This is a genomic window from Brevundimonas sp. KH_058, from assembly GCF_057838505.1.
On record NZ_CM174469.1, the window covers coordinates 2,190,181 to 2,215,031 of the forward strand.

General features: G+C 66.8%; 19 protein-coding genes. 12 read left to right on the forward strand and 7 right to left on the reverse strand.

The genetic code is table 11. The features are described 5' to 3' along the window. Positions 1–27: 27 nt before the first annotated feature. Positions 28–840 carry a uracil-DNA glycosylase gene (locus tag AC3ISA_RS10645; protein ID WP_489177862.1) on the reverse strand — a complete coding sequence of 271 codons (813 nt, stop codon included), beginning with the start codon at positions 838–840 and terminating at the stop codon, positions 28–30. 195 nt (positions 841–1,035) lie between these two features. Between AC3ISA_RS10645 and AC3ISA_RS10650 the strand changes: the two genes are divergently transcribed. The 8 genes from AC3ISA_RS10650 to AC3ISA_RS10685 all read left to right on the forward strand — a co-directional run bounded on the left by AC3ISA_RS10650 (position 1,036) and on the right by AC3ISA_RS10685 (position 14,138). Further along, the gene (locus AC3ISA_RS10650; protein ID WP_489180096.1) at positions 1,036–2,691 is read left to right on the forward strand and encodes an electron transfer flavoprotein-ubiquinone oxidoreductase; all 1,656 of its coding nucleotides are present in this window, start codon (positions 1,036–1,038) and stop codon (positions 2,689–2,691) included. 206 nt (positions 2,692–2,897) lie between these two features. After that, positions 2,898–4,796 (forward strand): tetratricopeptide repeat protein, encoded by a 1,899-nt coding sequence (locus AC3ISA_RS10655; RefSeq protein WP_489177863.1) that lies wholly within the window; start codon positions 2,898–2,900, stop codon positions 4,794–4,796. A 170-nt stretch (positions 4,797–4,966) separates the two neighbouring features. Continuing rightward, positions 4,967–5,839, forward strand: a complete 873-nt coding sequence (locus tag AC3ISA_RS10660; protein WP_489177864.1) for a 4-(cytidine 5'-diphospho)-2-C-methyl-D-erythritol kinase — start codon at positions 4,967–4,969, stop codon at positions 5,837–5,839. A 207-nt stretch (positions 5,840–6,046) separates the two neighbouring features. Then, the gene (locus AC3ISA_RS10665) at positions 6,047–6,940 is read left to right on the forward strand and encodes a fasciclin domain-containing protein (RefSeq protein ID WP_489177865.1); all 894 of its coding nucleotides are present in this window, start codon (positions 6,047–6,049) and stop codon (positions 6,938–6,940) included. Between the two features lie 57 nt (positions 6,941–6,997). Beyond that, complete coding sequence (locus tag AC3ISA_RS10670; RefSeq protein WP_489177866.1) at positions 6,998–7,933, forward strand: glycine--tRNA ligase subunit alpha; 936 nt, start codon at positions 6,998–7,000, stop codon at positions 7,931–7,933. Further along, positions 7,933–10,242 carry a glycine--tRNA ligase subunit beta gene (glyS, locus tag AC3ISA_RS10675; protein WP_489177867.1) on the forward strand — a complete coding sequence of 770 codons (2,310 nt, stop codon included), beginning with the start codon at positions 7,933–7,935 and terminating at the stop codon, positions 10,240–10,242. Before AC3ISA_RS10670 ends, glyS begins: the two co-directional genes overlap by 1 nt. Before the next feature lie 337 nt (positions 10,243–10,579). Next, positions 10,580–13,258, forward strand: coding sequence for a pyruvate, phosphate dikinase (gene ppdK / locus AC3ISA_RS10680; protein ID WP_489177868.1), 2,679 nt, complete (start codon positions 10,580–10,582; stop codon positions 13,256–13,258). Positions 13,259–13,610: 352 nt separating this feature from the next. Beyond that, positions 13,611–14,138, forward strand: coding sequence for a porin family protein (locus AC3ISA_RS10685; protein WP_489177869.1), 528 nt, complete (start codon positions 13,611–13,613; stop codon positions 14,136–14,138). 72 nt (positions 14,139–14,210) lie between these two features. On the opposite strand, the gene AC3ISA_RS10690 is transcribed toward AC3ISA_RS10685, so the two are convergent. Next, entirely contained in the window at positions 14,211–14,462 is a 252-nt protein-coding gene (locus AC3ISA_RS10690) for a hypothetical protein (protein WP_489177870.1), read from the reverse strand. Between the two features lie 153 nt (positions 14,463–14,615). Between AC3ISA_RS10690 and AC3ISA_RS10695 the strand changes: the two genes are divergently transcribed. Next, positions 14,616–15,809: a M48 family metallopeptidase gene (locus AC3ISA_RS10695; protein WP_489177871.1), complete on the forward strand. Its 1,194-nt coding sequence runs from the start codon at positions 14,616–14,618 to the stop codon at positions 15,807–15,809. 39 nt (positions 15,810–15,848) lie between these two features. After that, positions 15,849–16,310, forward strand: a complete 462-nt coding sequence (locus tag AC3ISA_RS10700) for a DoxX family protein (protein WP_489177872.1) — start codon at positions 15,849–15,851, stop codon at positions 16,308–16,310. 3 nt (positions 16,311–16,313) lie between these two features. Here the strand turns inward: AC3ISA_RS10700 and AC3ISA_RS10705 are convergent, their stop codons facing one another. From AC3ISA_RS10705 to AC3ISA_RS10725, 5 genes are all read right to left on the reverse strand, one after another. After that, complete coding sequence (locus AC3ISA_RS10705; protein ID WP_489177873.1) at positions 16,314–17,471, reverse strand: beta-ketoacyl-ACP synthase III; 1,158 nt, start codon at positions 17,469–17,471, stop codon at positions 16,314–16,316. A 117-nt stretch (positions 17,472–17,588) separates the two neighbouring features. Next, positions 17,589–19,643: a capsule polysaccharide biogenesis protein gene (locus AC3ISA_RS10710; RefSeq protein ID WP_489177874.1), complete on the reverse strand. Its 2,055-nt coding sequence runs from the start codon at positions 19,641–19,643 to the stop codon at positions 17,589–17,591. Between the two features lie 215 nt (positions 19,644–19,858). Next, on the reverse strand, positions 19,859–20,692 hold the full coding sequence (locus AC3ISA_RS10715) for an HpcH/HpaI aldolase/citrate lyase family protein (RefSeq protein WP_489177875.1): 834 nt from the start codon (positions 20,690–20,692) through the stop codon (positions 19,859–19,861). Further along, positions 20,692–21,369, reverse strand: coding sequence for an SDR family NAD(P)-dependent oxidoreductase (locus AC3ISA_RS10720; RefSeq protein WP_489177876.1), 678 nt, complete (start codon positions 21,367–21,369; stop codon positions 20,692–20,694). The genes AC3ISA_RS10715 and AC3ISA_RS10720 overlap by 1 nt, the downstream gene beginning before the upstream one ends. 46 nt (positions 21,370–21,415) lie before the next feature. Beyond that, entirely contained in the window at positions 21,416–21,913 is a 498-nt protein-coding gene (locus AC3ISA_RS10725; RefSeq protein ID WP_489177877.1) for a GAF domain-containing protein, read from the reverse strand. Between the two features lie 381 nt (positions 21,914–22,294). On the opposite strand from AC3ISA_RS10725, the gene AC3ISA_RS10730 reads away from it, so the two are divergent. Continuing rightward, the gene (locus AC3ISA_RS10730; protein ID WP_489180097.1) at positions 22,295–23,320 is read left to right on the forward strand and encodes a helix-turn-helix domain-containing protein; all 1,026 of its coding nucleotides are present in this window, start codon (positions 22,295–22,297) and stop codon (positions 23,318–23,320) included. A 40-nt stretch (positions 23,321–23,360) separates the two neighbouring features. Continuing rightward, a complete protein-coding gene (locus AC3ISA_RS10735; protein WP_489177878.1) occupies positions 23,361–24,833 on the forward strand; it encodes a S41 family peptidase in 1,473 nt (490 codons plus the stop codon). Positions 24,834–24,851 lie beyond the last annotated feature (18 nt).

Here is a 24,851-nt window from a genome sequence, read left to right on the forward strand (position 1 = left end):
GGTCGTCAGCATGCGAGCATGCAGCGATTAGCCTTGTTCTTCAACCGAGTCCGTTTCAAGGCGAACGGACAGCGCCAACAGGTCGGCCCACACCTGACGCTTGGCCTGGGGCTGACGTAGCAGGAAGGCCGGGTGCAGGGTCGGCATGACGGGGGCGGACACCGCGCCTTCGGCCAGACGCCATTCCTTCCAATTGCCGCGCAGCTTCATGATCCCCTCTTCGGCCTGAAGCACGGACTTGGCCGAGGCCGCGCCCAGCAACAAAACGGCCTTGGGTTGCAGCAGGGCGAAGGCGCGCTCAACGAAGGGGGCGCAGACCGCCTGCTCCTGCGGGCTGGGCGTGCGATTACCGGGCGGGCGCCAGAAGACGGTGTTGGTGATGAAGACCTTGTCGGTCAGGCCCGCCGCCGCCAGCATCCGGTCCAGCAGTTGACCGGCCTTGCCGACGAAGGGCTGACCCATCCGGTCCTCGTCCCCGCCGGGGCCTTCGCCGATGATCAGGACCGAGGCGTTGGGATTGCCGCGCCCGAACACCGACTGGGTCGCCCCCATGCCGCGCAGGGGACAGCCCTCGAACGCCGCGACGGCCGCCGCCAGATCCTGAAGCGTCGCCGCGCCGGCCGCCAGTCGGCGCGCCTCGGCGATGGCGTCGGCGGCGTTCGCTCCGGCCAGCGGCATGACGACCGAGGCGGTCGCCTTCTGCACGGCTTTTACCGCTGGCGGCGGGGCCACATGGGTGTGATCGACGGGCGCGTCGCCGTAGCAGGCGTCCACCCCCGCATCCCGCCAAAAGGCGAGCAGGCTTTCGACTGCAGCGATGTCATGGGGTTGCGCGTTCATGTCTCGGGCTACCGATAAGCCTTGACCGCCCTCGCGTCACCTTCCGATAAGCGGCATAACCACACGGACAACCGGGATTCAGGGGAAATCATGGCCGAAGAAGCCATCGAAGGCGGCGCGGAGAACGCCCGTCAGGAAGCGATCATCGACAATCTGCCGCCGCTGCAGGCGCTGGAAGGCGTCGAACGCGAGGTCATGGAATACGATGTCGTGATCGTCGGCGGCGGCCCGGCCGGCCTGTCGGCCGCTATCCGTCTGAAGCAGCGGGCGGAAAAGGACGGCAATCAAATCTCCGTTGCGGTGCTGGAAAAGGCGGCCGAGGTCGGCGGCCATATCCTGTCGGGCGCGGTCATCGATCCCAAGGCGCTGAACGAGCTGTTCCCCGACTGGAAGGAACGCGGCGCCCCGCTGGAGACGCCGGTCACCAAGGACAAATTCCTGCTGCTGGGTCCGCAGGGCGAGGCGTCCCTGCCCATGCCCCTGCTGCCGCCCTTCATGCACAATCACGGCTGCTACATCGCCTCGCTGGGCAACGTCTCGCGCTGGCTGGGCGAACAGGCGGAAGCGCTTGGCGTCGAGGTCTATCCCGGCATGGCCGCCAGCCACGTCGTCTGGGAAGAAGAGACGGGTCGGGTCAAGGGCGTCGTCGCCGGCGTGTTCGGCATCGACCGCGAGGGCAAACCGACCGGCGACTTGCAACCCGGCATCGAATTGCACGGCAAATATGTCTTCATCGCCGAGGGCGTGCGCGGCTCCCTGGCCAAGACCATCATCGCTAAGCACAGGCTTCAGGACGGCAAGTCGCCCCAGAAATACGGCATCGGCCTGAAGGAGCTGTGGCAGGTTCCGGCGGAACAGCACCAGCCCGGCCTGGCCCAGCACACGACCGGCTGGCCGCTGGACGAGCACACCGGCGGCGGCAGCTTCCTGTATCATTTCGGCGACCGCTACGTGGCCGTCGGCTATGTGGTCCACCTGAACTACAAGAACCCGTTCCTGTCGCCGTTCGACGAGTTCCAGCGGTTCAAGCACCACCCGTCCATCGCCCCGCACCTGGAAGGCGGCACGCGCATCTCTTACGGCGCCCGCGCCATCACCGAGGGCGGGTTGCAGTCGATTCCCAAGCTGTCGTTCCCCGGCGGCGCCCTGATCGGTTGCTCGGCCGGCTTCGTGAACGTGCCCCGCATCAAGGGCAGCCACAATGCGATGAAGACCGGCATGCTGGCCGCCGACGCCGCCTATGACGCGGTTCAGGCCGGGCGCAGCGGCGACGAACTGGTCGAATATCAGACCGCCTTCGAAAAGAGCTGGGTCTTTAAGGAGCTGTCCGTCGTCAAGAACGCCAAGCCCCTGCTGTCCAAGTTCGGCACGACCCTGGGCGGGGCGTTCGGCATGTTCGACATGTGGTGCCGCACCCTGCTGGGCGGCTGGTCGCCAATCCCGACGCTGAAGCACGAAAAGACCGACGCTGCCTCGACCGAGCTGGCCGCGAACCACAAGGAAATCTGCTATCCCAAGCCGGACGGGAAACTGTCGTTCGACAAGCTGTCGTCGGTGTTCATCTCCAACACCAACCATGCCGAGGACCAGCCCGCGCACCTGAAGCTGCTGGACCCGTCCAAGCCGATCCAGGTCAACCTGCCCAAATACGGCGAGCCGGCCCGGCTCTACTGCCCGGCGGGCGTGTACGAGGTCGTCTATGCGGACGAGGTCGCCAAGACCGATCCGCGCTTCGTCATCAACGCCCAGAACTGCGTCCACTGCAAAACCTGCGACATCAAGGATCCGTCGCAGAACATCGTCTGGACCACGCCTGAAGGCGGCGGCGGTCCCAACTATCCGAACATGTGACGGAACAACCCCTTCAACCCGCTCATCCCGGCGAAAGCCGGGACCCAGTGCTTTCGCATCGTCCGTGCGTCAGATGACCTCCGGCCTCCGACATCAGGCGCCTTTCGCCCAAAGGCCTGGGTCCCGGCTTTCGCCGGGATGAGCGGAGTGGGGAAGCAATCATCTGTCCTCTTGCGGGGGCGGGTGAAAGCGTGAAGGGTCGAGGCATGATCGCCTCCCGTTCGCGCCCCCCTCATTCGCGTCTGTTCGCCGCCTCCCTGACCGTTCTTGCCCTGGCCTTGGCCGGGCAGGCCGCAGCGCAGGAAGCTACGCCCCCCGCGCCGACGCCGCAGACCCATCCACCGGCGATCATCCTTGCGCCCGGCGAGCCCACGCCGGGCCAGGCGCCTTCGGATCAGGCGCCGTCCAACAAGGACGCCGCGCCCGATCCCCACATCATCATCACCGACGCCCCGGTCACGCCGCCGATCCCGGCGGTCTGGGCGCCGATCCCGACCAACGCCGAGGGCCGCAGCGCCTATGGCCTCTATCTGGCGGGCAAGCTGGCCCTGATGCAGGGCGAAGGCGCGATCGGCTCGAACTATCTGGCCCAGGCCGAGCAACTGGCGCCGGAACAGCCGCGCGTGCGCGAACAGGCCTTCACCTCCGCCCTGCTGACCGGCGATCTGGATGTGGCGGCCGCGCTGGCCCCCACCGATGCGACCGCCTCGCCCGCCTTCGTCGAGGGCGGACGCCTGGTCCGGCTGGTTCAGGACTTCGTGCGCGGCGACGCCAGGACGCCCAACGCCGCCCTGGCCCAGCAACCCATCGGCTCTCCCCATGCCCGCGCCGGCCTGCTGGTCGCGCCGTGGATCGCGGCGGCGGCCGGGGACTGGACCCGCGCGCTTCAGCCTGCGCCCATCAGCGGCGATCCCCTGACCCTGGCCTTCGCCCGCATGAACCGCGCCGCCCTGCTGGAAAAGCGCCGCGACTATGCCGAGGCCGAGGTCGAGCTGAAGGCCGCCGCCGACGTGGCCGGGGTCGGCGCCCTGTTCAAACGCCCCTATGGCGAGTTCATGGAACGGCGCGGCCGTCGCGACGAAGCCATCGCCCTGTATCAGGCCGCGATCGCGGTTCAGCCCGTCGATCCCGGCGTCGTCCGCGCGTTGCAGCGGGTGCGCGAAGGCGGCCGGCCTCCGGTCCTGCCCGACTTCCGCGAAGGTGCGGCGCAGGGCCTGATCACCGCCGCCGCCCAGGCCTCGGCCGAGCGCGGCAATGAGTTCGCCGCCGTCTATCTGCGGCTCGCCCAGAACCTGCACGATGACGACGAGACCGAGTTCCAGCTGGCCCAGGTCCTGTCGCGCGCCGGTCTGAAGTCGGCCGCCCGCAGCGCCCTGTCGCGCGTCGGGACCAACGATCCCCAGCTCTACGCCGCCGCCCGCGCCCAACTGGCCATCGCGCTGGAAGAGGACGGCCAGTCGGAAAACGCCCTGGCCGAACTGCGCCGCGCCGCCGCCGCCAGCCCCGATGACCGCCGCATCGCCCTGGTCCTGGCGGGTCAGTTGATGCAGTTGAAACAGCATGACGAGGCGCTGACCCTGCTGGACGGCCCGGTGCTGAACACCGCCGATCAGGGCGCCAGCGTCCACTTCTTGCGCGGCGCCGCCTATGAGGCCCTGGGCCGCACGCCCGAGGCCGAGGCCGAGCTGTGGGCCGCCCTCCAGACCGCGCCCAACGACGCCGACATGCTGAACTATCTGGGCTATCTGTGGGTCGACAAGGGCCTGCGGGTCCAGGAGGGCGCCGACATGATCGCGCGCGCCCACGCGCTGGAACCCGACAACGGCAACATCCAGGACTCGCTGGGTTGGGCCCAGTTCAAGCAGGGTCAGTTCGAAACCGCCGTCGACACCCTGGAACAGGCCGTCGACAAGGAACCCGCCAACGCCGAAATCAATGACCACCTCGGCGACGCCTATTGGCGGGTGGGCCGCGAACGTGAGGCCGTCTGGCTGTGGAACCGCGTCCTGGTGCTGGAGCCCGAACCCGAGCGCCGCGCCGATGTCGAGCGCAAGATCGCCAATGGGCTGGATGGAACTCCATCGGCTCAAGGCGTTTCGAACTAACCTAAAATCCGCTCATCCCCGCGAAAGCGGGGACCCAGTGCTTTGGGCGAACAGTGCGTAAGATCGTTGAGCGGCGCTCGTCCAACGCACTGCCAAGCGAAAGAACTGGGTCCCCGCTTTCGCGGGGATGAGCGGATGAAACGTATCGGACCTTGAGGTAGTCAAATTTGATGCCTGCCCTCACCGCCCTGGCTCCGGCCAAGATCAATCTGTTCCTGCATGTCGGGGCGGTGGACGCCGACGGCTATCACCCCTTGTCCAGCCTGGTCGCCTTCGCCGATGTGGGGGATCAGGTCTCCGTCGAACCCGCTGACCGGCTTTCCCTGACCGTAACCGGCCCTTTCGGCGAGGCGTTGGGCGCTGCGCCCGACAACCTGATCCTGCGCGCACTTCGGCGCCTGGGCGAGGTCACAGGCATCGCAGAGCCGAAGCTGAAGGTGACGCTGGACAAGCGCCTGCCCATCGCGGCCGGGCTGGGCGGCGGGTCGTCCGACGCGGGCGCGGCGCTTAAATTGGCGCGTCAAGCCCTGTCGCTGGACATCGACGATGCGGCGCTGGAGGCGGTCGCGGGCGTCGTGGGCGCGGACGGCCCCATGTGCCTGCGCATGCGCACCGCCTTGGCCGAGGGCAGGGGAGACGTGCTGACCGACGAGCCACGCCTGCCGCCGCTGGCGGCCGTCCTGTTCAACCCCGGCGTCCCGTCGCCGACCGGCGCCGTCTACCGGGCCTATGATGCGGGACCGATGCGTTCGTCCGACCGTCCCGATCCGCCGCAAGACTGGTCCGTCGCCGCCGTCATCGACTGGCTGTCGGTTCAGCGCAACGACCTCCAGCCGCCCGCGCTGGCCCTGACGCTCGCCATCGCGGACGCGCTCGCCGCCGTCTCCGCCACGCCCCAGGTCGCCCTGACCCGCATGTCCGGCTCGGGCGCGACCGTATTCGGCCTGTATCTCACCGAAGCGGCGGCCCAGGCGGCGGCGCGAACGCTCGCCGTCGCCCATCCAACAGCCTGGGTCACAGCAACGCGCCTAGCCGTTCAGTAGCGTTCTAGGTTTGTGGCCGAATACTGGCCATTCGCCCTCTGTAGCGCGGATATCGCCAAGGTCTCGCCTCGATCATCACGAATGTTACCGATTGTATCAAAATCTCGGAACCAGATCACGGTGTTCTGATTTGAGTCCGCAGTTCCGATGACTGGAACGGATCGCCACCTCCCGGAAGCGATCCTCAAACAGAAAAAGGATATCGCCATGCTTCGTGCAAAACTGCTTGCCGCAACCGCCGTCGTCACCCTGATGGCCGCTCCCGCCTTCGCTCAGGAAGTCACCCCGCCGACCTCGCCCGCTCCGGCTGAGGCCCCGGTGCCGCAGACCGATCCATCCATGCCTGCCGCGCCCGAGGCTGCGGCGCCCACCGCCCAGGCGACCGCCCCGGCCGCGACAGAAGTCGCCGAGGCCACGCCGGCCGCCGGTGAGACCGTGGTCGACAAGCTGAAGGAAAGCGGCCAGTTCACCACCCTTCTGGCGGCCCTCGATGCGGCGCAACTGACCGACACCCTGGCTACGCGACCGGCCATCTCGATCTTCGCCCCGACCGACGCGGCCTTCGCCGCCCTGCCTGAGGCGGATCGCACGCGTCTGATGGACCCGGCCAATGCCGCCGAGCTGCGTCAGCTGCTGCTCTATCACGTCATCGTCGCCGACGTCACGCCCGACCAGATCCAAGGCAAGAAGGGTGGCGTGCCGACCGCCGCCGATAGCCAGATCCTGCTGGACGGCACCGGCTCGGCGATCAAGGCTGACGGCGCCACCGTGGTCAGCGCCGAACTGGACGCCTCGAACGGCGCCATCTTCCCGATCGATCAGGTCCTGAACCCGGCGAACTCCATGGCCGCCATGGGCGATGAAGAGGCCGCCGCCCCGGCTGAAGCTGCAGCCCCTGCCGAAGCCGCCGCGCCTGCGGAAGAGGTTGCGCCCGCCGCCACCGCTCCGAGCGGCGAACCGGCTGCGGCCACCACCACCACGGCCTCGCCCCCGGTCGCCAATCCGACCGACGGTCAGGTTGACACCTCGGCCACGCCTCCGGTCGATGCGGCTGATCCTGCCGCTGACGGTGGCGACGAGGCTGCTCCGACCCCCCAATAATACGGGTCATGCAATCGCTCGCTTGGTAGCGTGTTGAAGCGGAAGGCGGCGGGCCCTATGGTCCGCCGTCTTTTTTGCACCCCTCCCCACGAGCCCGATTTGACACCCTCGACCGAGCCGCTCGCGTTTCAGGACCTGATCCTGACGCTCCACCGCTACTGGGGCGAGCAGGGCTGCGCCATCCTGCAGCCCTACGACATTGAGGTCGGGGCCGGCACGCTGCACCCCGCAACCGTCCTGCGCGCCCTGGGTCCCAAACCGTGGAAGGCCGCCTATGTCCAGCCCAGCCGCCGCCCCGGCGACGGCCGCTATGGCGAGAACCCCAACCGCCTCCAACACTATTACCAATATCAGGTCATCCTGAAGCCGAACCCGGACAATCTTCAGGAGCTCTATCTCGGCTCTCTGGCCGCCATCGGCATCGATCCGAAACTGCACGACATCCGCTTCGTCGAGGACGACTGGGAGAACCCCACCGTCGGCGCCTGGGGTCTGGGCTGGGAGGTCTGGTGCGACGGGATGGAGGTGACGCAGTTCACCTATTTCCAGGGCGTCGGCGGCATCGAGGTCGATGTGGTCTCTGGCGAGCTGACCTACGGGCTGGAGCGTCTGGCCATGTATGTCCAGGGCGTCGACAACGTCTATGACCTCAAGTTCACCAAGGAGGGTCTGACCTATGGCGAGGTCTTCCTGGAGAATGAGCGCCAGCAGTCCGAGGCCAACTTCCACGGCTATGACGTGGACGGGCTGAAGCGCCGGTTCGAGGACATGGTCGCCGAGGTCTCGCGCCTGTTGGATATGCGTGGGCCGCAGGATCAGCCCCTGGTCCTGCCGGCCTATGACCAGGTGCTGAAGGCCAGCCACCTGTTCAACCTGATGGACGCCCGCGGCGCCATCGCCGTCGCCGAACGCCAGAGCTACATCGGCCGCATCCGCGACCTCTGCAAAGCCTGCGCCCTCGCTTACGTTGAACAAGAGCGGAAAACCGCCTGATGCCCCAACTTCTTCTCGAAATCTTCTCCGAAGAAATCCCCGCCCGCATGCAGCAGGGCGCCGCGCGCGACCTCGACCGGATGGTCTCCGACCGGCTCAAGGCCGCCGGCCTGACCTGGGATGCGCTGACGACCTACGCCGGGCCGCGCCGCCTGACCCTGGTCATCGACGGCCTGCCCGTCGCCACGCCCGACCGCGAGGAAGAGGTCAAGGGACCGCGCGCCTCTGCGCCGGAACAGGCGCTGGAAGGCTTCCTGCGCAAGACCGGCCTGACCCGCGATCAACTGACCGAGCGTGACGGCGTCCTGTTCGCCGTCCTGTCGTCCAAGGGCCGGGCCACGACCGATCTGGTCGCCGAGACGGTGGACCATGTCGTGCGCACCTTCCCCTGGCCCAAGTCGATGCGCTGGGGTTCCGGAACCCTGCGTTGGGTCCGGCCGATCAAGCGCATCCTGTGCCTGTTCGACGGCAAGGTCGTGCCGTTCGAGATCGACGGCATCGCATCCGATGCGATCACCGAGGGCCATCGGTTCATGGGCTCGGGCCAGCCGCTGAAGGTCAGCGACTTCATCGACTACCGCGCCCAGCTGGAGAAGAATTTCGTCCTGATCGATGTGGCCGACCGACGCTTACGCATCCTCGAACAGGCCAAGGCCGCCTGCGCCGCGCGGGGTCTCGCTTTGGTCGATGACGACGGCCTGCTGGACGAGGTGGCGGGTCTCGCCGAATGGCCGACCCCGATCCTGGGCGACATGGACCCGCAGTTCCTGGCCCTGCCGCCAGAGGTCGTGCGCCTGTCGATGAAGGTGCACCAGAAATATTTCGCCGTCCGTGACCCGGCGAAGGAAGGCCTAGCGCCCAACTTCCTGGTCGTCGCCAATGTCGAGGCGACCGACGGCGGCAAGGCCCTGGCCGCCGGCAACAGCCGCGTGCTGAGCGCCCGCCTGAACGACGCCCGCTTCTTCTGGGACGAGGATCAGAAGGTCGGCTTCGACGCCTGGAACGCCAAACTGTCCGGCGTCACCTTCCACGCCAAACTGGGCACCCTGGCCGAGCGGGTCGAGCGCATCGCCGCCTTGGCCCGCGAGATCGCCCCCCTGGTCGGCGCCGACCCCGACGAAGCCGAGACCGCCGCCCGCCTGTCCAAGGCCGATCTGCTGTCGGGCATGGTCAGCGAATTCCCGGAACTGCAGGGGATCATGGGCGGCTATTACGCCCGCACCGCAACGAACTTCCCCACCCGGGCTTCGCTGCGCTCCGCCGTCCCTCCCCATGAAGGGGAGGGAGAATTCGCGCCCGATCCTCTCCCTCCCCTTCATGGGGAGGGACCGGGAGGCGACGCCGACCGAGGGTGGGGCCGTGACCAGCGCGACCGCATCGCCGACGCCGTCCGCGACCACTACAAGCCCCAAGGCCCCGCCGACACGGTCCCGACCGCGCCCGTCACGGTCGCCGTCGCCCTGGCCGACAAGCTGGACACCCTGGTCGGCTTCTTCGCCATCGACGAAAAGCCCACGGGCTCGAAGGACCCGTTCGCGCTGCGGAGAGCGGCGCTGGGCGTGATCCGGCTGGTGCTGGAGAATGGGGTGAGAATGTCGCTTTCACCTGTTGTGATAAAACACTCGCTTCAGTTTCTTTTGCTGAATGCAACTCAGGTTCTTTCGGAAAAGCTAGCCTTGGCCGAGGCGGCTAATGCGAGCTTGGGCGTCGATATTCCTGTTATTTCAGAGCAGTTGTCGATCACTTTTGAGAAGAGCAAGTCTGGGCAGGTCTTTTCTGGTGAGACAAAGAATCTTATCCCGTTCTTCGCCGACCGCCTGACCGTCCTCCTCCGCGACCGAGGCCAGCGCCACGACCTCGTCGCCGCCGTCTTCGCTCTGGGCGACGACGACCTTGTCCGCATCGTGCGTCGGGTCGAGGCGCTGGCCGCCTTCCTCGCCACCGACGACGGCACCAATCTGCTGGCTGGCTACAAGCGCGCCTCCAACATCCTGCGCGCCGAGGAAAAGAAGGGCCCGCTGCCGACCGGCATGGTCCAGACCGGCCTGCCGAACCAGCCCGAGCCCGAGACCGTCCTGGCCTTCGCCGTCGGCGCCGCCCGCACCGCCGTCGAGGCCGCGCTGGAAACCGAGGACTTCGCCGCCGCCATGACGGCCCTGGCCCGCCTGCGCGCCCCGGTGGACCGGTTCTTCGAGGACGTGCTGGTCAACTCCGACGTCCCCGCCGAACGCGAAAACCGCCTGAAGCTGTTGGGCCAGGTGCGCGACGTGATGGGCCAGGTCGCAGACTTCGGTCAGATCGCGGGCTGATCCTTCACCTCCCCGTCGGCGAAGGCCGACGGGGAGGACAGGCGATCGCGTCAGCGAGCGCCAGGTGGGGGCGACGGGGTGTCTGAAGCTGTCGTGGTCATCACCATTGTCGGAGTCGCCCCCTCCTGATCGCTGCGCGATCTGTCCTCCCCACGCGCCTTCGCACGCGGGGAGGTGAGGCGGCGCGGCCTCTCCGGGCGAGCCACCAGGAAACCGGTTACCCCCTCACGCATTGTTACATCCGCCATGGTCAAGCCGGTTCCTCCGCGCTAGATCGTGCTGCATGTGCGAGCGGGGCCAACCCGCCGGACGATCCGAAAAGCTCAGGGACTGCAAGATGACCAAGTGGGTGTACGGCTTCGGCGGAGGCTCCGCCGACGGCGACGCGTCGATGAAGAACCTTCTCGGGGGCAAGGGCGCCAATCTGGCGGAAATGTCTTCGCTGGGTCTGCCGGTCCCTCCCGGCTTCACCGTCACCACCGAGGTCTGCACCCACTATTACGCCAACGGCGAGACCTATCCCGCCGATCTGGAAGCCCAGGTGAAGGCCGCTCTGGATCAGGTCGAGGCCATCGTCGGCAAGACGTTCGGCGACGTGAACAACCCGCTGCTGGTCTCGGTCCGTTCGGGCGCGCGGGCGTCCATGCCGGGCATGATGGACACCGTCCTGAACCTGGGTCTGAACGATCAGACGGTCGAGGGTCTGGCGACACTGTCGGGCGACCGCCGCTTCGCCTTCGACAGCTATCGCCGCTTCATCACCATGTATTCGAACGTCGTGCTGGGCCTCAGCCACGATGATTTCGAAGAGGTTCTGGACCAGCACAAGGATCGGTTGGGCGTCACCGTCGACACCGACCTGAAGGCCGAGGACTGGCAAAAGGTGGTCGCCGACTACAAGGCCGTGGTCGAGCGCGAACTGGGCCATCCCTTCCCGCAGGATCCCAAGGACCAGCTGTGGGGCGCCGTGGGCGCCGTCTTCGCCAGCTGGATGAACGACCGGGCCAAATTCTATCGCCGCATGCACGACATCCCCGAAAGCTGGGGCACGGCCGTCAGCGTCCAGTCGATGGTGTTCGGCAATATGGGCGAGACGTCGGCGACCGGCGTGGCCTTCACCCGAAACCCCTCGACCGGCGAGGCGCGCCTGTACGGCGAGTTCCTGATCAACGCCCAGGGCGAGGACGTGGTCGCGGGCATCCGCACGCCGCAAAGCCTGACCAAGATCGGCCGCGAGGAGATGGGCGAGACCGCCCCCTCAATGGAAGAGGCCATGCCCGAGGTCTTCGGCCAGTTCGTCACGGTGGTGAACACGCTGGAGAGCCATTACCGCGACATGCAGGACATCGAGTTCACGGTCGAACAGGGCCGACTCTGGATGCTGCAGACCCGCAACGGCAAGCGCACGGCCAAGTCGGCGCTGAAGATCGCCGTGGACCTGGCCGCCGAGGGCGTCATCTCTCAGGAAGAGGCCATCAGCCGCGTCGAGCCGTCGGCCCTGGATCAGCTGCTGCACCCGACGCTGGACCCGGATGCGGCCCGCACCGTGGTCGCCGCCGGCCTGCCGGCCTCGCCCGGCGCCGCCACCGGCAAGATCGTCTTCGACGCCGACGAGGCCGAGCGCATGTCCGGCCTGGGCGAGGCGGTCATCCTGGTGCGCGAGGAAACCTCGCCGGAGGACATCCACGGCATGCATGCGGCGCGCGGCATCGTCACCGCACGCGGCGGCATGACCAGCCATGCCGCCGTCGTGGCGCGCGGCATGGGGCGCGCCTGCGTCTCCGGCGCCGGCGAGATCCACATCGACGAGGCCAGGGGAACCTTCACCGCGCGCGGCCGCACCTTCAAGACCGGCGAGATCATCACCATCGACGGCTCGAAGGGCGAGGTGCTGGACGGCGCCGTGGCCATGATCGAGCCCGAGCTGACCGGCGACTTCCAGACCCTGATGGCCTGGGCCGACAAGGTGCGGCGCCTGAAGGTGCGCGCCAACGCCGAGACCCCGCTGGACGCCAAGACCGCGCGCGGTTTCGGCGCCGAGGGCATCGGCCTGTGCCGCACCGAGCACATGTTCTTCGACGACACCCGGATCGCCGCCGTGCGCGAGATGATCCTGGCCGACGACGAGGCCGGCCGACGCACGGCCCTGGCCAAGATCGCGCCGTTCCAGAAGTCGGACTTCGTCGAGCTGTTCGAGATCATGGCCGGCTTGCCGGTCACGGTGCGCCTGCTGGACCCGCCGTTGCACGAGTTTATCCCGCACACCGAGGAAGACATCGACGCCCTGGCGGCCTCGTCGGGCATCGACGCCGAAAAGCTGAAGCGGCGCGCCAAGGAACTGCACGAGACCAACCCCATGCTGGGCCATCGCGGCTGTCGCCTGGGCGTGGCCTATCCCGAGATCTACGAGATGCAGGTCCGCGCCATCATCGAGGCGGCGCTGGAGGTGCAGAAGACGTCGGGCCAGGCCCCGCTGCCGGAGATCATGCACCCGCTGGTCGCCCTGGGTCTGGAGATGAAGTTCCTGCGCGAACTGACCGACCGCACCGCCAAGGCGGTGTTCGACGAGACGGGTCAGAGCATCGACTATCTGGTCGGCACCATGATCGAACTGCCGCGCGCCGCCATCCGGGCAGGAGACCTGGCCGAATACGCCCAGTTCTTCAGCTTCGGCACCAACGACCTGACCCAGACGACCTTCGGCATCAGCCGCGACGACTCGGGGCGCTTCCTGCAGGCCTATCTGGACAAGGGCATCTTCGAGACCGATCCGTTCGTGCGTCTGGACCAGGACGGCGTGGGCGGCCTGATCGAGATCGCCGCCGAGCGCGGTCGCGCGGTGCGGCCCGAGGTCAAGCTGGGCATCTGCGGCGAACATGGCGGCGATCCGTCGTCGATCGCCTTCTGCGAAAAGGCCGGTCTGGATTACGTCTCCTGCTCGCCCTACCGCGTGCCGATCGCGCGTCTGGCGGCGGCGCAGGCGGCGCTGAACGTGGAGCGTGAGAAGGACCGCTGAGGGGCAGGGGCGATCTCGCCCCCACCCCCGTCATCCTCGGGCTCGACCCGAGGATCGGAGGCGCCGCCGTTGGTGCGACGACTTTGAAGCACAGCCTATCCAACGCCTGATCCTCGGGTCGAGCCCGAGGATGACGGGTGGGAAGTATCGAAGGGCGGTCTCTGCCGAGGCCGCCCTTTTTTTTGTCACAAAACCGCCAACCTTGGCGGAACGCCGTATGTGTCCCGGCGTCCACAGGCATTCGTTGTGTTTCTCAGCCTCTGGAACAGATGACGGCCTGACCTATTTATGCACTCGCTGGATGGGGCTGATGATCGGTTCGGTCATCACATCTAGGAGTTAATAAGAAACAATGCGTAACATTCTTCTCGCCGCCGTCGCCGTTTCCGCAATCGCCGCTCCGGCCTTTGCTCAAACCAATCCCGAGCCGCGCGGTTACGGCTCTCTGGGCTACACTCATCTTGAGGGTGACAATGCAACGACAGGCGCCGTCACCGGTCGTCTGGGCGTAAACCTCAACCGTTACATCGCGCTGGAAACCGAAGCCTCGGTCGGCGTCAAGAACGACGACTTCAGTGTCGCCGGCGTCGATGGCTCGATCAAGCACGAGTGGGACGCCGCCGGTTACGTGGTCGGCAAATACCCGGTCTCGGACAAGCTGGAACTGTTCGCGCGCGGCGGCTACGGCCACACCGAGCTGAAGCAGGAACTGCCCGGCGCCAAAACCGACGTGGGTGCGGACAGCTGGAACTACGGCGCCGGCGCCAACTACTATCTGGATGGCGTGAACGGCGTGCGGGCCGACTGGACCCGTCGCGACTATCGTGACGATGCGGGCAAGGCCGACGCCTATTCGGTCAGCTACATCCGTCGGTTCTGATCCGAAGGATCAGTCAGAACGACGAAGGCGCGCTCCGTAAGGGGCGCGCCTTTCGCGTTCAGGACAATAATATCAGGCGAAGTCGCCCGCGAGGGCCCAGCGTTGAGAGTCTTCGCCGAACGGACGCACGAACCAGTCGCGATACTGTTCGAAGGTCTCGATGATCTTCTGGCGCAGATCGGGCGGATTGACCGCCTCGCCGCGCTGACGTTTCATCGCCGCGACGCAATCGACCACCATATTCTGGTGGGCCGAACCGCCCATGCTCTTCAGCACGGCGGCGATATCCTTGGCCAAGCTTTCCAGCACCTGCTTCGGTGTCATGTGAGCCATCTGGGAAATCCCCTGTTCTCGACAATCGAATGGGTGACAAAAACCTGTGACAGTTTCAAGCGTGGCGGCGCAAGAATCATCATGGATGGGAATTAACCTGACATAACGCGGGTCACGCGCTTTGGTTCTCTCAAGGGAGAATCCATGACGAAATTCGATCCGGCGGTCGCCACGGCCCAATGGTTGGCGACGCTGTCGCCGCAAGAGACGGCGCGCGCCGTCGCCTATACTCACGGATCGCACTGGCTGATCCTGTGGGCGTTCCTAGTCTCGGCGCTGGCGGCCTGGATCATCGTGCGCACCGGCCTGCTGGTCGCGATCCGCAGCCGGATCGAGCGGCGTCGGCGTCGCCCACTGATGGCCAGTTTCGCCGTCGCCCTGGTCTATTCGATCATGAGCTGGGCGCTGACCCTGCCGTGGGCGATCTATGAAAGCTGGTATCGCGAGAAACAGTATGGCCTGACCAGTCAGGCCCTGGGCGACTGGCTGGGCGAGGCGGCGATCGGGGCGGCCATCTCGGTCGTCGTAACCGCGCTGCTGCTGATGGCGATCTACGCCCTGATCCGACGCGCGCGGCGGTTCTGGTGGGCCTGGGCGGCGGGGGTGACGGCGGCCTTCATCGTCATCGGCCTGGTGATCTCGCCGCTGGTGATCGAGCCGATCTTCAACACCTATACGCCCGCGCCGAACGGGCCGGGGCGCGACGCCGTCGTGGCGCTGGCGAAACAGACCGGCACGCCGTCGGACAAGATCTTCATCTACAACGGCTCGAAACAGTCCGACCGCTACACCGCAAACGTCTCCGGCCTGTTCGGCACGGCGCGCGTGGCGATGAGCGACACCATGTTCAAACAGGGCGCGGATCTGGCGGAGGTGCGCAGCGTCGTCGGGCACGAGATGGGCCACTACGCTCAGGCGCACATCCTTTGGACCGTCGGCATTCTGGTCATCCTGTCGGCCCTGGCCTTCTGGCTGACCGATCGGCTGTATCCAGTCGCGCACCGCCTGCTGAGTGCCGACCGGGTGGGCGACATCTCCGATCCGGCCGGACTTCCCGTGCTGGCGCTGGTTCTGGCCTTCCTGGGCGTCCTGGCGACCCCGGTCTTCTCCACCATGACGCGGACGATGGAGGAGGGCGCCGATCATTTTTCGCTGGTCCACGCCAATGAACCGGACGGCCTGTCCAAGGCTCTGATCAAGACCGCCGAATACCGCGCCCCGTCGCCCTCCGCCGTCGAGGAGTTCATCTTCTACGACCATCCCAGCGTCGAGAACCGCATCCGTCGGGCGATGGAATGGAAGGCGACCCATCCTCCGGGGCAACCGACCCAACCCTGAGGCATTGAAGGCTCCGCCATCCAGCGGAGCCTTTTTCCCATGATCGACCTCTATCGCGGCCTCGGCCTGGGCATCCCCGCGCTGATGGACATCGCGCCCCTGATCGCGCGGGTCGTGGTCGGGGGAATGTTCTTCCTGTCCGGCTTCTACAAGCTGTTCACGCCGGCTCAAGCCGAGAAGATGCAGAAGACGATGGTCGAGGCCGGCGTCGCCGCGCCGCGTCAGACCGCCCGGTTCGTGTCGGTGTGCGAGTTCGTCTTCGGCGCCCTGCTGATCATGGGCCTGTTCACCAGCCTGGCGGCGCTGGTGCTGCTGATCATCAGCCTGGTCGCCCTGGTGACGGTGGCGTCCAAGTCTGTCGAGGGGACCAGTCTCGGCTATCGCCTCTCCAGCTATTTCGACCTGCCCGAGACCCTGCTGATGGTGATACTGATCTGGCTGATCGCCAATGGGCCAGGGCTGTGGAGCCTGGACTTCGTCCTGTTCCTGCCCCGGCTTTAGATCTTAAGCGCGCTTCCTGACGAAGACCGTCCCGGCGGAATAGCCGGCGCCAAAGCTGCAGATCAGACCCGTGTCGCCCGCCTCGAACCCGTCGTTGTGCAAGTGGAAGGCGATGATCGACCCGGCCGACGAGGTATTGGCGTAGTCGTCCAGGATGATGACGTTCTCCTCCGCCGAGGGCTCGCGCCCCAGCACCTTCTTGCCGATCATCGTGTTCATGTTGATGTTGGCCTGGTGCAGCCACAGCCGCTTCAGTTCGTTCGGATCCAGGCCCAGTTCGCCGGCGTGATCCACGATCATGTCCGACACCATCGGCACCACGTCGCGGAAGACTTTTCGTCCTTGCTGGACGAAAAGTTTGTCCGTCTGGCCTATCGCTGCGCTGCTTGAGGCCGTTGCAGCCGGGGCATCAGTGGGTTGTTCCGTCCGGTTCAGGAAGCCGAAGTTGTTGCGGATATTGTTCGAGAATGTGGTCTTCAGCCGCGTACCCAGCACGTCCCAGCCGCCCGGTCCCGCCGTCTCGGAAGACTCGACGATCACCGCCGTCGCCACGTCGCCGAAGATGAAATGGCTGTCGCGGTCGGTGAAGTTCAGGTGGGCCGAACAGACCTCGGGGTTGACCATCAGCACGGCCTTGACCGAGCCGCCGGCGATGAAGTCCGTCGCCGTCTTGATGCCGAAGGTGGCCGAGCTGCACGCCACATTCATGTCGAAGGCGAAGCCCTCGATGCCCAGAGCCTGCTGCACCTCGATCGCCATGGCGGGATAGGCGCGCTGCATGTTGGAGGCGGCGCACAGGACGGCGCCGATCTCGCTGACCGGCTTGCCCCAGGCCTCGATCGCCTGACGCGCGGCCTTGACCGCCATCTCGGCCAGGATCGAGATCTCGTCGTTGGAGCGTTCGGCCAGGTTGGGGGCCATCCGCTCGGGATCGATGATCCCGGCCTTGTCCAGGACGAACCGGCTCTTAATGCCTGACGCCTTCTCGATGAACTCGGGCGATGAGTGGGCCTTGGCCTCCAGTTCGCCGGCTTCGATCTGGGCGGCGTGGCGGGCGTTCCAGCCGTCGGCCCAGGCGTTGTAGCTGTCGACCAGTTCGGCGTTGGAGACCGACTGCTCGGGGGTGAAGAGGCCGGTGGCGGCGATGACGGCGTGGGTCACTTTATTTCGTTCCTATCGCTCGGCCCGCGGGGCCTCGCTACTTGAGGAGTGTTGTTCCTATCGCTCGACGCGCGGCGTCTCGCTGCTTGAGGACAGTCCGTTTCCTATCAGAACGCGTCAATAGGACGGCGGCGGCCTGCGGTCGAGACTGGCGAGGATTCCTGTGGCCCAGCGCTGCACCTGACCGCGCGGCGCCTTGGGCGTCGGCTGGTCGCGCGCCGCGATCAGGGCCTCCACCAGATCCTCGGCCTCGCAAGGCCAGCCCAAGGGCGTGACATAGATCGGATAGTGAATCAGCGCCGCCAGTATCAGATGATCCACCGTCGCCCGGCGCGTCCGACGCGCAAACGCCAACCGGTCATCGGTCAGTCCCCACCCCGCATAGAAGGGCCGCCCATAGACCGACACGGCCTTGCCCCGCATCAGCGCCTCGAACCCGGTCAGCGAGGTCAGGGTCGCCACCCGCCGGCACGCGTTCAGGCAGTCGACGATGTCCAGCCCGTCGGCGCTGGCGTCCACCGAGGCCATGGCCCAAGCGTCCAATTTACCGGGTCGGTTGCCCGCCAGGACGTCGGGATGGTTGCGATAGACCAAGAAGGCGTCGGGATGATCCGCCCGCGCGGCCTCGACCAGGGCGGAGTTGGTGGCCAGGTCCGGCTCGCAGCCCAGCAGGATCGACTTGTCGTTCTCGACCTGGCCGACGACCAGCAGGATCTCGCGATCCGCAGGCCAACCGGCCGGCGCCTGACCTTTCAGATTGTATTTCGACAGACCCGCCTGGACGATGCGCGCGCCCAGCGCTGCGGCGCGGGCGAGCTGCTGCGGCGTGGCGTCCGTCGTCTCGATCAGGGTCTCCAGACGCGACGGACGCGACGGGTCGTAATAGACGCCCTGGTCGTCTAGGGCGACCGACAGGGCGCCGACGAAATCCGACCCCAGGCCGCGCGACCGGATGAAGCCGTCCTCCATCCGCACGGTCGAGCCGGCGAATGAAGCCGCCGCCTGACGCGTCGCCTCGCTCTCCTTGCCCGCCCACCAGATCAGCCGGCCGTTCGTCGCGGTCGCATGGGCGGCGGCGCGCGACGGCGACATGAAATAGCGCATCGTCGCCTTGGGCGAGTTTAGCAGCCGGCGCACAGGCGGACGCTTGGCCGGCGCAAACCCCACCGCCGACCACGACCCCGCCAGCCGGTCGGCCCTGTCGCGCAGAGCAATCAACCGTTCCAGCGCCTGTTCGGCTTCGCACCGCTCGCCCGTCACCGGATCGACATAGCGGCTGTAGGCGATCAGGGCGGCGGCTGCGACCTGTTCAACGGACCGCGCCACGCCGCGCCGTCCGGTCTGAACCGCATCGGTCGTCAGGCCCCAGCCGGAATAGAAGGGCGCCCCGAAACACCGCACCGGCAGGCCGCGCAACAGGGCCTCGAACCCCAGCGCCGAGGTCACGCAGTAGACCGCATCCACCGCCGCCAGCAGGTCGGCGGGCCGCACGTCCGTATCGACCAAGGTCACGCCAGCCAGGTCGGTGACGCAGCCGCGCTTCCTGCCTGCCGCCACCGCCGGATGACGTTTGACGATCAACTGGGCGTCCGGTTCGTCGCGCCGGGCGGCTGCGATCATGGCGTCAAAGCTTTGCGCCGTCGCCAGACCATGGGCGATGGAGGCGTCGCCGAACGTCTGGTCCACGATCAGGACACGCCGACCGGGCTTCAGCAGGACCGGATCCAGCGGCCCGCCCATGTTTGTCTTGGACACGCCCGAGGCGACGATCCGGTCGATCAGCCCCCGTGCTCGGGCGGTCATGGCCGCGTCGCACCAGTCGTCGGCCGTCTGGATCAACTGCTCCAGCCGGCTGGGCCGTGTCGCATCGTAATAGACGCCCAGATCATCGACGATCAGGCTCAGGCTGGTCGCCCCCGCCTCGCCGATCCCGACCGAGCGCAGGAACCCGTCCTCCAGCGCCACATAGGGCCGCCCGTTCTTTTCGGCCCACCGCCGCCCCGCCGCCGCCGTCGGCTTCATCCCCCAGCCCAGCACCGCCTGAACCTCGTCCCCCGGCAGGCGACGCAGGTCGTAGTCGGCCAGGAAGACGTCGAGAAAGGGGACCTTCAGCACGCCGGGCGCACAGACCCAGGCCGGGATTTTCGAAGGCGTGTCGGCAGATAGGGGCAAGGCGGGTCCGCTGAGTTTCGACGCGAGGTTTAGGGCGGTTGCGTAAAGGCGGCTAGGGTCCACACCCGTCTCCTCCCCATTTCATGGGGAGGTGGCTCGAAGCGCAGCGGAGAGACGGAGGGGTTCTGCACCGCATCACAGGCGTCTGTGGGACTTCAAGAGCCCCTCCACCGCTCCGCGGTCCCCCTCCCCACAAGTGGGGAGGAGACAGGAGGTCAGCCTTCCGCTCGCGCCAGCAGCGCCTGCGCCTGCTCCAGATGCAGTCGCTCGACCATGGCCCCATCCACGCGGATCGCGCCCTGGCCCTCGGCGTCCGGCTGCGCAAAGGCGGCGATCACCGCGCGGGCCTGGGCGATCTCGGCGTCCGACGGCGAGAAGGCGGCGTTGGCCGCGGCGATCTGGGACGGGTGGATCAGGCTCTTGCCGTCGAACCCGTACAGCCTCCCTTGCGCCGCCTCAGCCGCCAGACCGTCCGCGTCGTCGATCCGGTTGAACACTCCGTCGATGGCCAGCAAGCCATTGGCCCGCGCGGCGGCGACCAGCAGGGCCAGCCACGGCTTGAACGGCTCGCGATCCGCAGACGCCCCGGTCCCCAGCGCCTTGGCCAGGTCGTTGACCCCCAGCATCAGCCCGTCCAGCGCACCGTCCGCCGTGGCGATGTCGGCCAGCGCCATCAGGGCGTGCGGTGTCTCGATCATGGCCCACAGGGCGCAGCCCTTGCCCAGGCCGGCCGACAGGGCGTGGACCGCCTCGGGCGTCTCCACCTTGGGCGCGACCACCAGCGTGGCCCCCGCCGCCTTCATCGCCGCCAGATCGTCCAGCCCCCAGTCGGTGTCCAGCCCATTGATCCGCACGCCCAGGCGCGGCCCGAACCCGCCGCCCCGAACCGCCTCGACGGCGGCGGCGCGCGCATCGGCCTTCGCCTCAGGCGCCACCGCGTCCTCAAGGTCCAGCACGGCGACATCGCAATCCAGCGTCCGCGCCTTCTCGATCGCCCGGGCGTTGGAGGCGGGCAGATAAAGGACGCTGCGGACCCGGTCGCTTCGCATCAGACGCGGCCTGTCACTGGGACCAGAGCGCCGGTCATGGCGCGGCTCTCGGGTGACGCCAGGAACAGGATCACCGCCGCCAGATCGGTCGGCGCGACCCAGGTCGCCGGATCGGCGTCGGGCATGTCCTTGCGGTTGGCGGGCGTGTCGATGATGGACGGCAGGACGGCGTTGACGGTGACCTTGGTGGTCTTCAACTCTTCCGCCAGCGCCTGGGTCAGGGCGTGGACCCCGGCCTTGGCCGCACCATAAGGCCCCATGCCCGCCCCGGCCTTCAGCGCGGCGGCCGAGCCGACGTTGACGATCCGCCCCTCGGGCGAGCCCTTCAGCGCCGACAGGGCGGCGCGACTGGCGTTGACGGCGGTCGTGACGTTTAGCGCGTGCATCCGGTCCCAGGCCGGTTCCGCATCGTCGGTCGTCTGCCAGACGAAGCCGCCGGCGATGTTCAGCAAGGCGTCCATCCGCCCGAACCGGGCGATGACCGCATCGACGGCCCCCTGCGCCTGGCCCGCGTCGGTCAGATCGACCCCGCCGACCTCCAGCACGCCCTGCGGCACGGGATGGCCCACCGCATGATCGATGACGGCGACCTGCCAGCCGGCCTTCAGCGCCGCCTCCAGCACCGCGCGGCCCAGCACCCCATGCCCGCCCGTGATTGCGACTGTCCGCTGTGTCATCCGATCCTCCATGTCGCCGGGGACCATAGAGCCGGGGGCGGCGGGATCAACCGGCCGCGAACACCCGCGCCATCAACCGCTCCAGCGCGACCTGATCCTCGGTATCGAAGGCGGCCGGCGTCGTCGCATCCACGTCCAGCACCGCGATCAGCGCGCCAGACGCATCCAGCACCGGCACCACGATCTCGCTGGCCGACCGGCTGTCGCAGGCGATGTGGCCGGGAAAAGCATGCACGACCTCGACCAGCTGAGTCTGGCCAGTCGCCGCCGCCGTCCCGCACACCCCGCGCCCGAACGCGATCCGCAGACACCCCAGCGTCCCCTGATACGGCCCGACCACCAGCTCGTCTTCCTTGTCCGGCGCCACGACATAGAAGCCGGTCCAGAAATAATGCGCGAACGCGTCCGCCAGCATCGAAGCGACCGTCGCCATCCGCGCCGTCACGTTCGGTTCGCCTTCCAGCACGGCCAGGATCTCCGCCTCGACCTCCAGATAGCGCGCGGCCTTGTCCGAGGGACGATCGGTGCGAGCGACATAGGCCATGGGGGAACTCCGAAAGGAACAGGCTGGCGATATAGGAGGAATGCGCCATGCAGGGGAGGGGTGTCGCGAGCATCTACGAGCGGCTCACTCGCATTCGTATCGTTTCCCACGGTCAAGGCCGCCTCGCGCCGAAAGTGGGAGGGACACTGTCGCCTGCGTAGCGACTCTCGATCACGCCCCAATGCGGGTCTGAAATGCCAACACGGACTTCCGGCAGAGGCTGTAAAAGCCTAGCCTGCAGGGATGGGCGAAACGAACCTGTATCTCGGCTGGCGGTCCGCCGTTCTGGGTTTGATTGTCGTTCAGATTCTTATACTGGCCGCGTCGATCCTGGCCGCGCCCGCCAATCGAGCGGCCAATCGCTGGCTCGGTTTGGCCTTGGTGGTGATCGCCGGACTTCTTGTTCCCTACGCCCTCGGGTTCGCCGGCGCCTATGATCTCTGGCGGGGTTTGACTTTCGCGCCCTTCGCTATTCCCCTGGCCCTGGGGCCGTTGCTCTACGCCTATGCTCGCGCGCTTGAATCAGAGACGTCGTCGCGGACCCTGATCTGGCATTTCGCTGCGCCTGCGGTCCAGTTCACCTATCTCGCCGTCTGTTTCAGCCAGCCGATCGGACCCAAATGGGCCTGGTACACAGGGGGTCACGACGCCGTCTTTGGCCCCGTATTTAGCGGCATCACGCTTGTTAGCCTCGCAGGATACGCCTGGGCGATCGGTCGGGTTCTGAAGCGCTACCGCATTTCCCTGGCGGACCATCGCAGCGACGACGACCGTTTCTCCGCTCGCTGGTTGTCGCGCGTCCGCGCCGCCATCGTCATCGTCTTGATCGTCGAGATCGGCTTCTGGCTCTGGTCCGTTTCGACTGGTGGGATCGACTATTTCCAGGAGACCGGGCTCTACGTCTCTCTTGGGGCTATCGGTCTTTATCTGGGTGTGGCCGGATGGGGCCAGGCCAGGCTGCCGGTCGCCCGGCTTGCCGGCGAGATATCGAAACCCCCGACCGAGAGCGGCGCGTCGTCGACGGACTGGGTCGTGATCGCTGCACAGGCGGTCGGCCGGACACAGACAGAAGGCTGGTGGCGCGAGCCCGACTTGACCCTGCCTCAGCTCGCGCGACGCCTGGGGACCAATAGCGGCAGGCTGTCACGTGCCATCAACCTGGGTCTGGGCGTCAATTTCTCGGCCTTCGTAAACGGACTGCGCGCCGAAGGGGTCGCCGAGGCCCTTAGAACGGGGCCGAACAACGATCTCATGGCGTTGGCGTTCGAGATGGGCTTCGCCTCTAAGGCCAGCTTCAACCGTGCCTTCAAGGCGCGCTATGGGTTGTCACCTTCCCAGTACCGGCGGCAGGTCTCAGATTCTGCCTATTCGACACTGGATGCGGATCTGAGGCGCGCGGCATCGTGATGCGCGACATGGAATGCCCGCCACCTCTTACGGAGCCTCCATGTCCCCGCTAATCCGTCGTCGTCTTATTCAACTTTCTGCCGGCTTGGGTTTCGCCGCCGCACCGGCATGGGCGCGTCAGACCTCAGAGGACTGGAGCGGCGATGTCGCCATCTTGCGTCAGGTTTGGGAGACGATGCATCCCGGCCTCTACCGCTACAGCGCCCCGGACGAGGTCACCGCACGACTGGACGGCCTGGCGGAGGCGTGGCGGAAACCCGGATCATTTCGAAATCGCTTTCTGGCCCTTAGCCGCGTCACCGCCTCCATCCGATGCGGTCATACCTACCCCAGCCCTTACAACGGCTCGGAGGCGGTGGTGGCGGCGATGTATCCTGACCGTTCGCTGGTTCCGTTCCGCTTTCGCTGGATCAATGGGCAGATCGTGGTCAGCGAGGACCAGACGCCGAACCAGATCCTGCCGCCCGGAAGCGTGATCACCGCCATCAATGCGGTCAGCACGGCGGACCTCCTCGACCGGCTGATCCCCCTGGCGCGCGCCGACGGCCACAACGACGCCAAACGGATCAACCTGATGGAGGTCCGTGGCGAAGACAGATTTGAAACCTTCGACATCCACCTGCCGCTGATCCTGTCGTTGGAAGACGCTGCCGATTTCACGCTTTCCGATGGGCGGATCGTCCGTGCCGGCCTCACGAACCTGGAAGACAGGCACGCTAGCCTGATGACGTCGGGTGCGCCCGCAAAGGACGCCAATCCCTGGACGCTGGAGAAACGACCGGACGGAATCCATGTTCTGACCATGCCGGGCTGGGCGCTCTATGATTCGGAATTCGCCTGGGAGGCCTGGCTGGGTCAGGTCATGGACGATCTTACCGGCGACGCGGCCCGGGGCCTGATCATCGATCTGCGCGGCAACGAGGGCGGACTGGACTGCGGCGCTGTGATCCTGAGTCGGCTGATTGATGAGGACCTGCCGCTGTCGCGTAATCAGAGATGGACACGCTACCGCACCGCGCCCGAGGCCGTGCGCCCCTATCTCCAGACATGGGACCGCAGCTTCCTCGACTGGGGTGAGCAAGCCCAGCCTTCGACGGAGCGGCCCGGCCTCTATCGCCTGACGCGATATGACGACACTGAGGCCGGCGACGTCATCCTTCCGTCTGGCACCCGCTACAAAGGACCTGTCGTCGTGCTGTGCGACGCCTCAAACAGCTCCGCCACCTTCGTCTTCGCCCAAGCTGTTCAGGAGAGCGGTGTCGCAACACTTGTCGGCCAGCCGACAGGTGGAAACCGGCGCGGCATCAACGGCGGCGCCTTCTTCTTCCTGAAACTGCCAGCTTCCGGCCTGGAGATCGACCTGCCGCTGATCGCCAGCTTCCCTGATACGCCGCAACCCGATGCGCCCATCTTGCCGGACATCGCCATAAAGACCACGTCTGAGGACATCCGCTTGGGACGAGACCCGCAGATCGCCGCCGCTGTCGCTCACATCACGACCACGGCGTCCTGACAATTGGCTGCGGTTCTA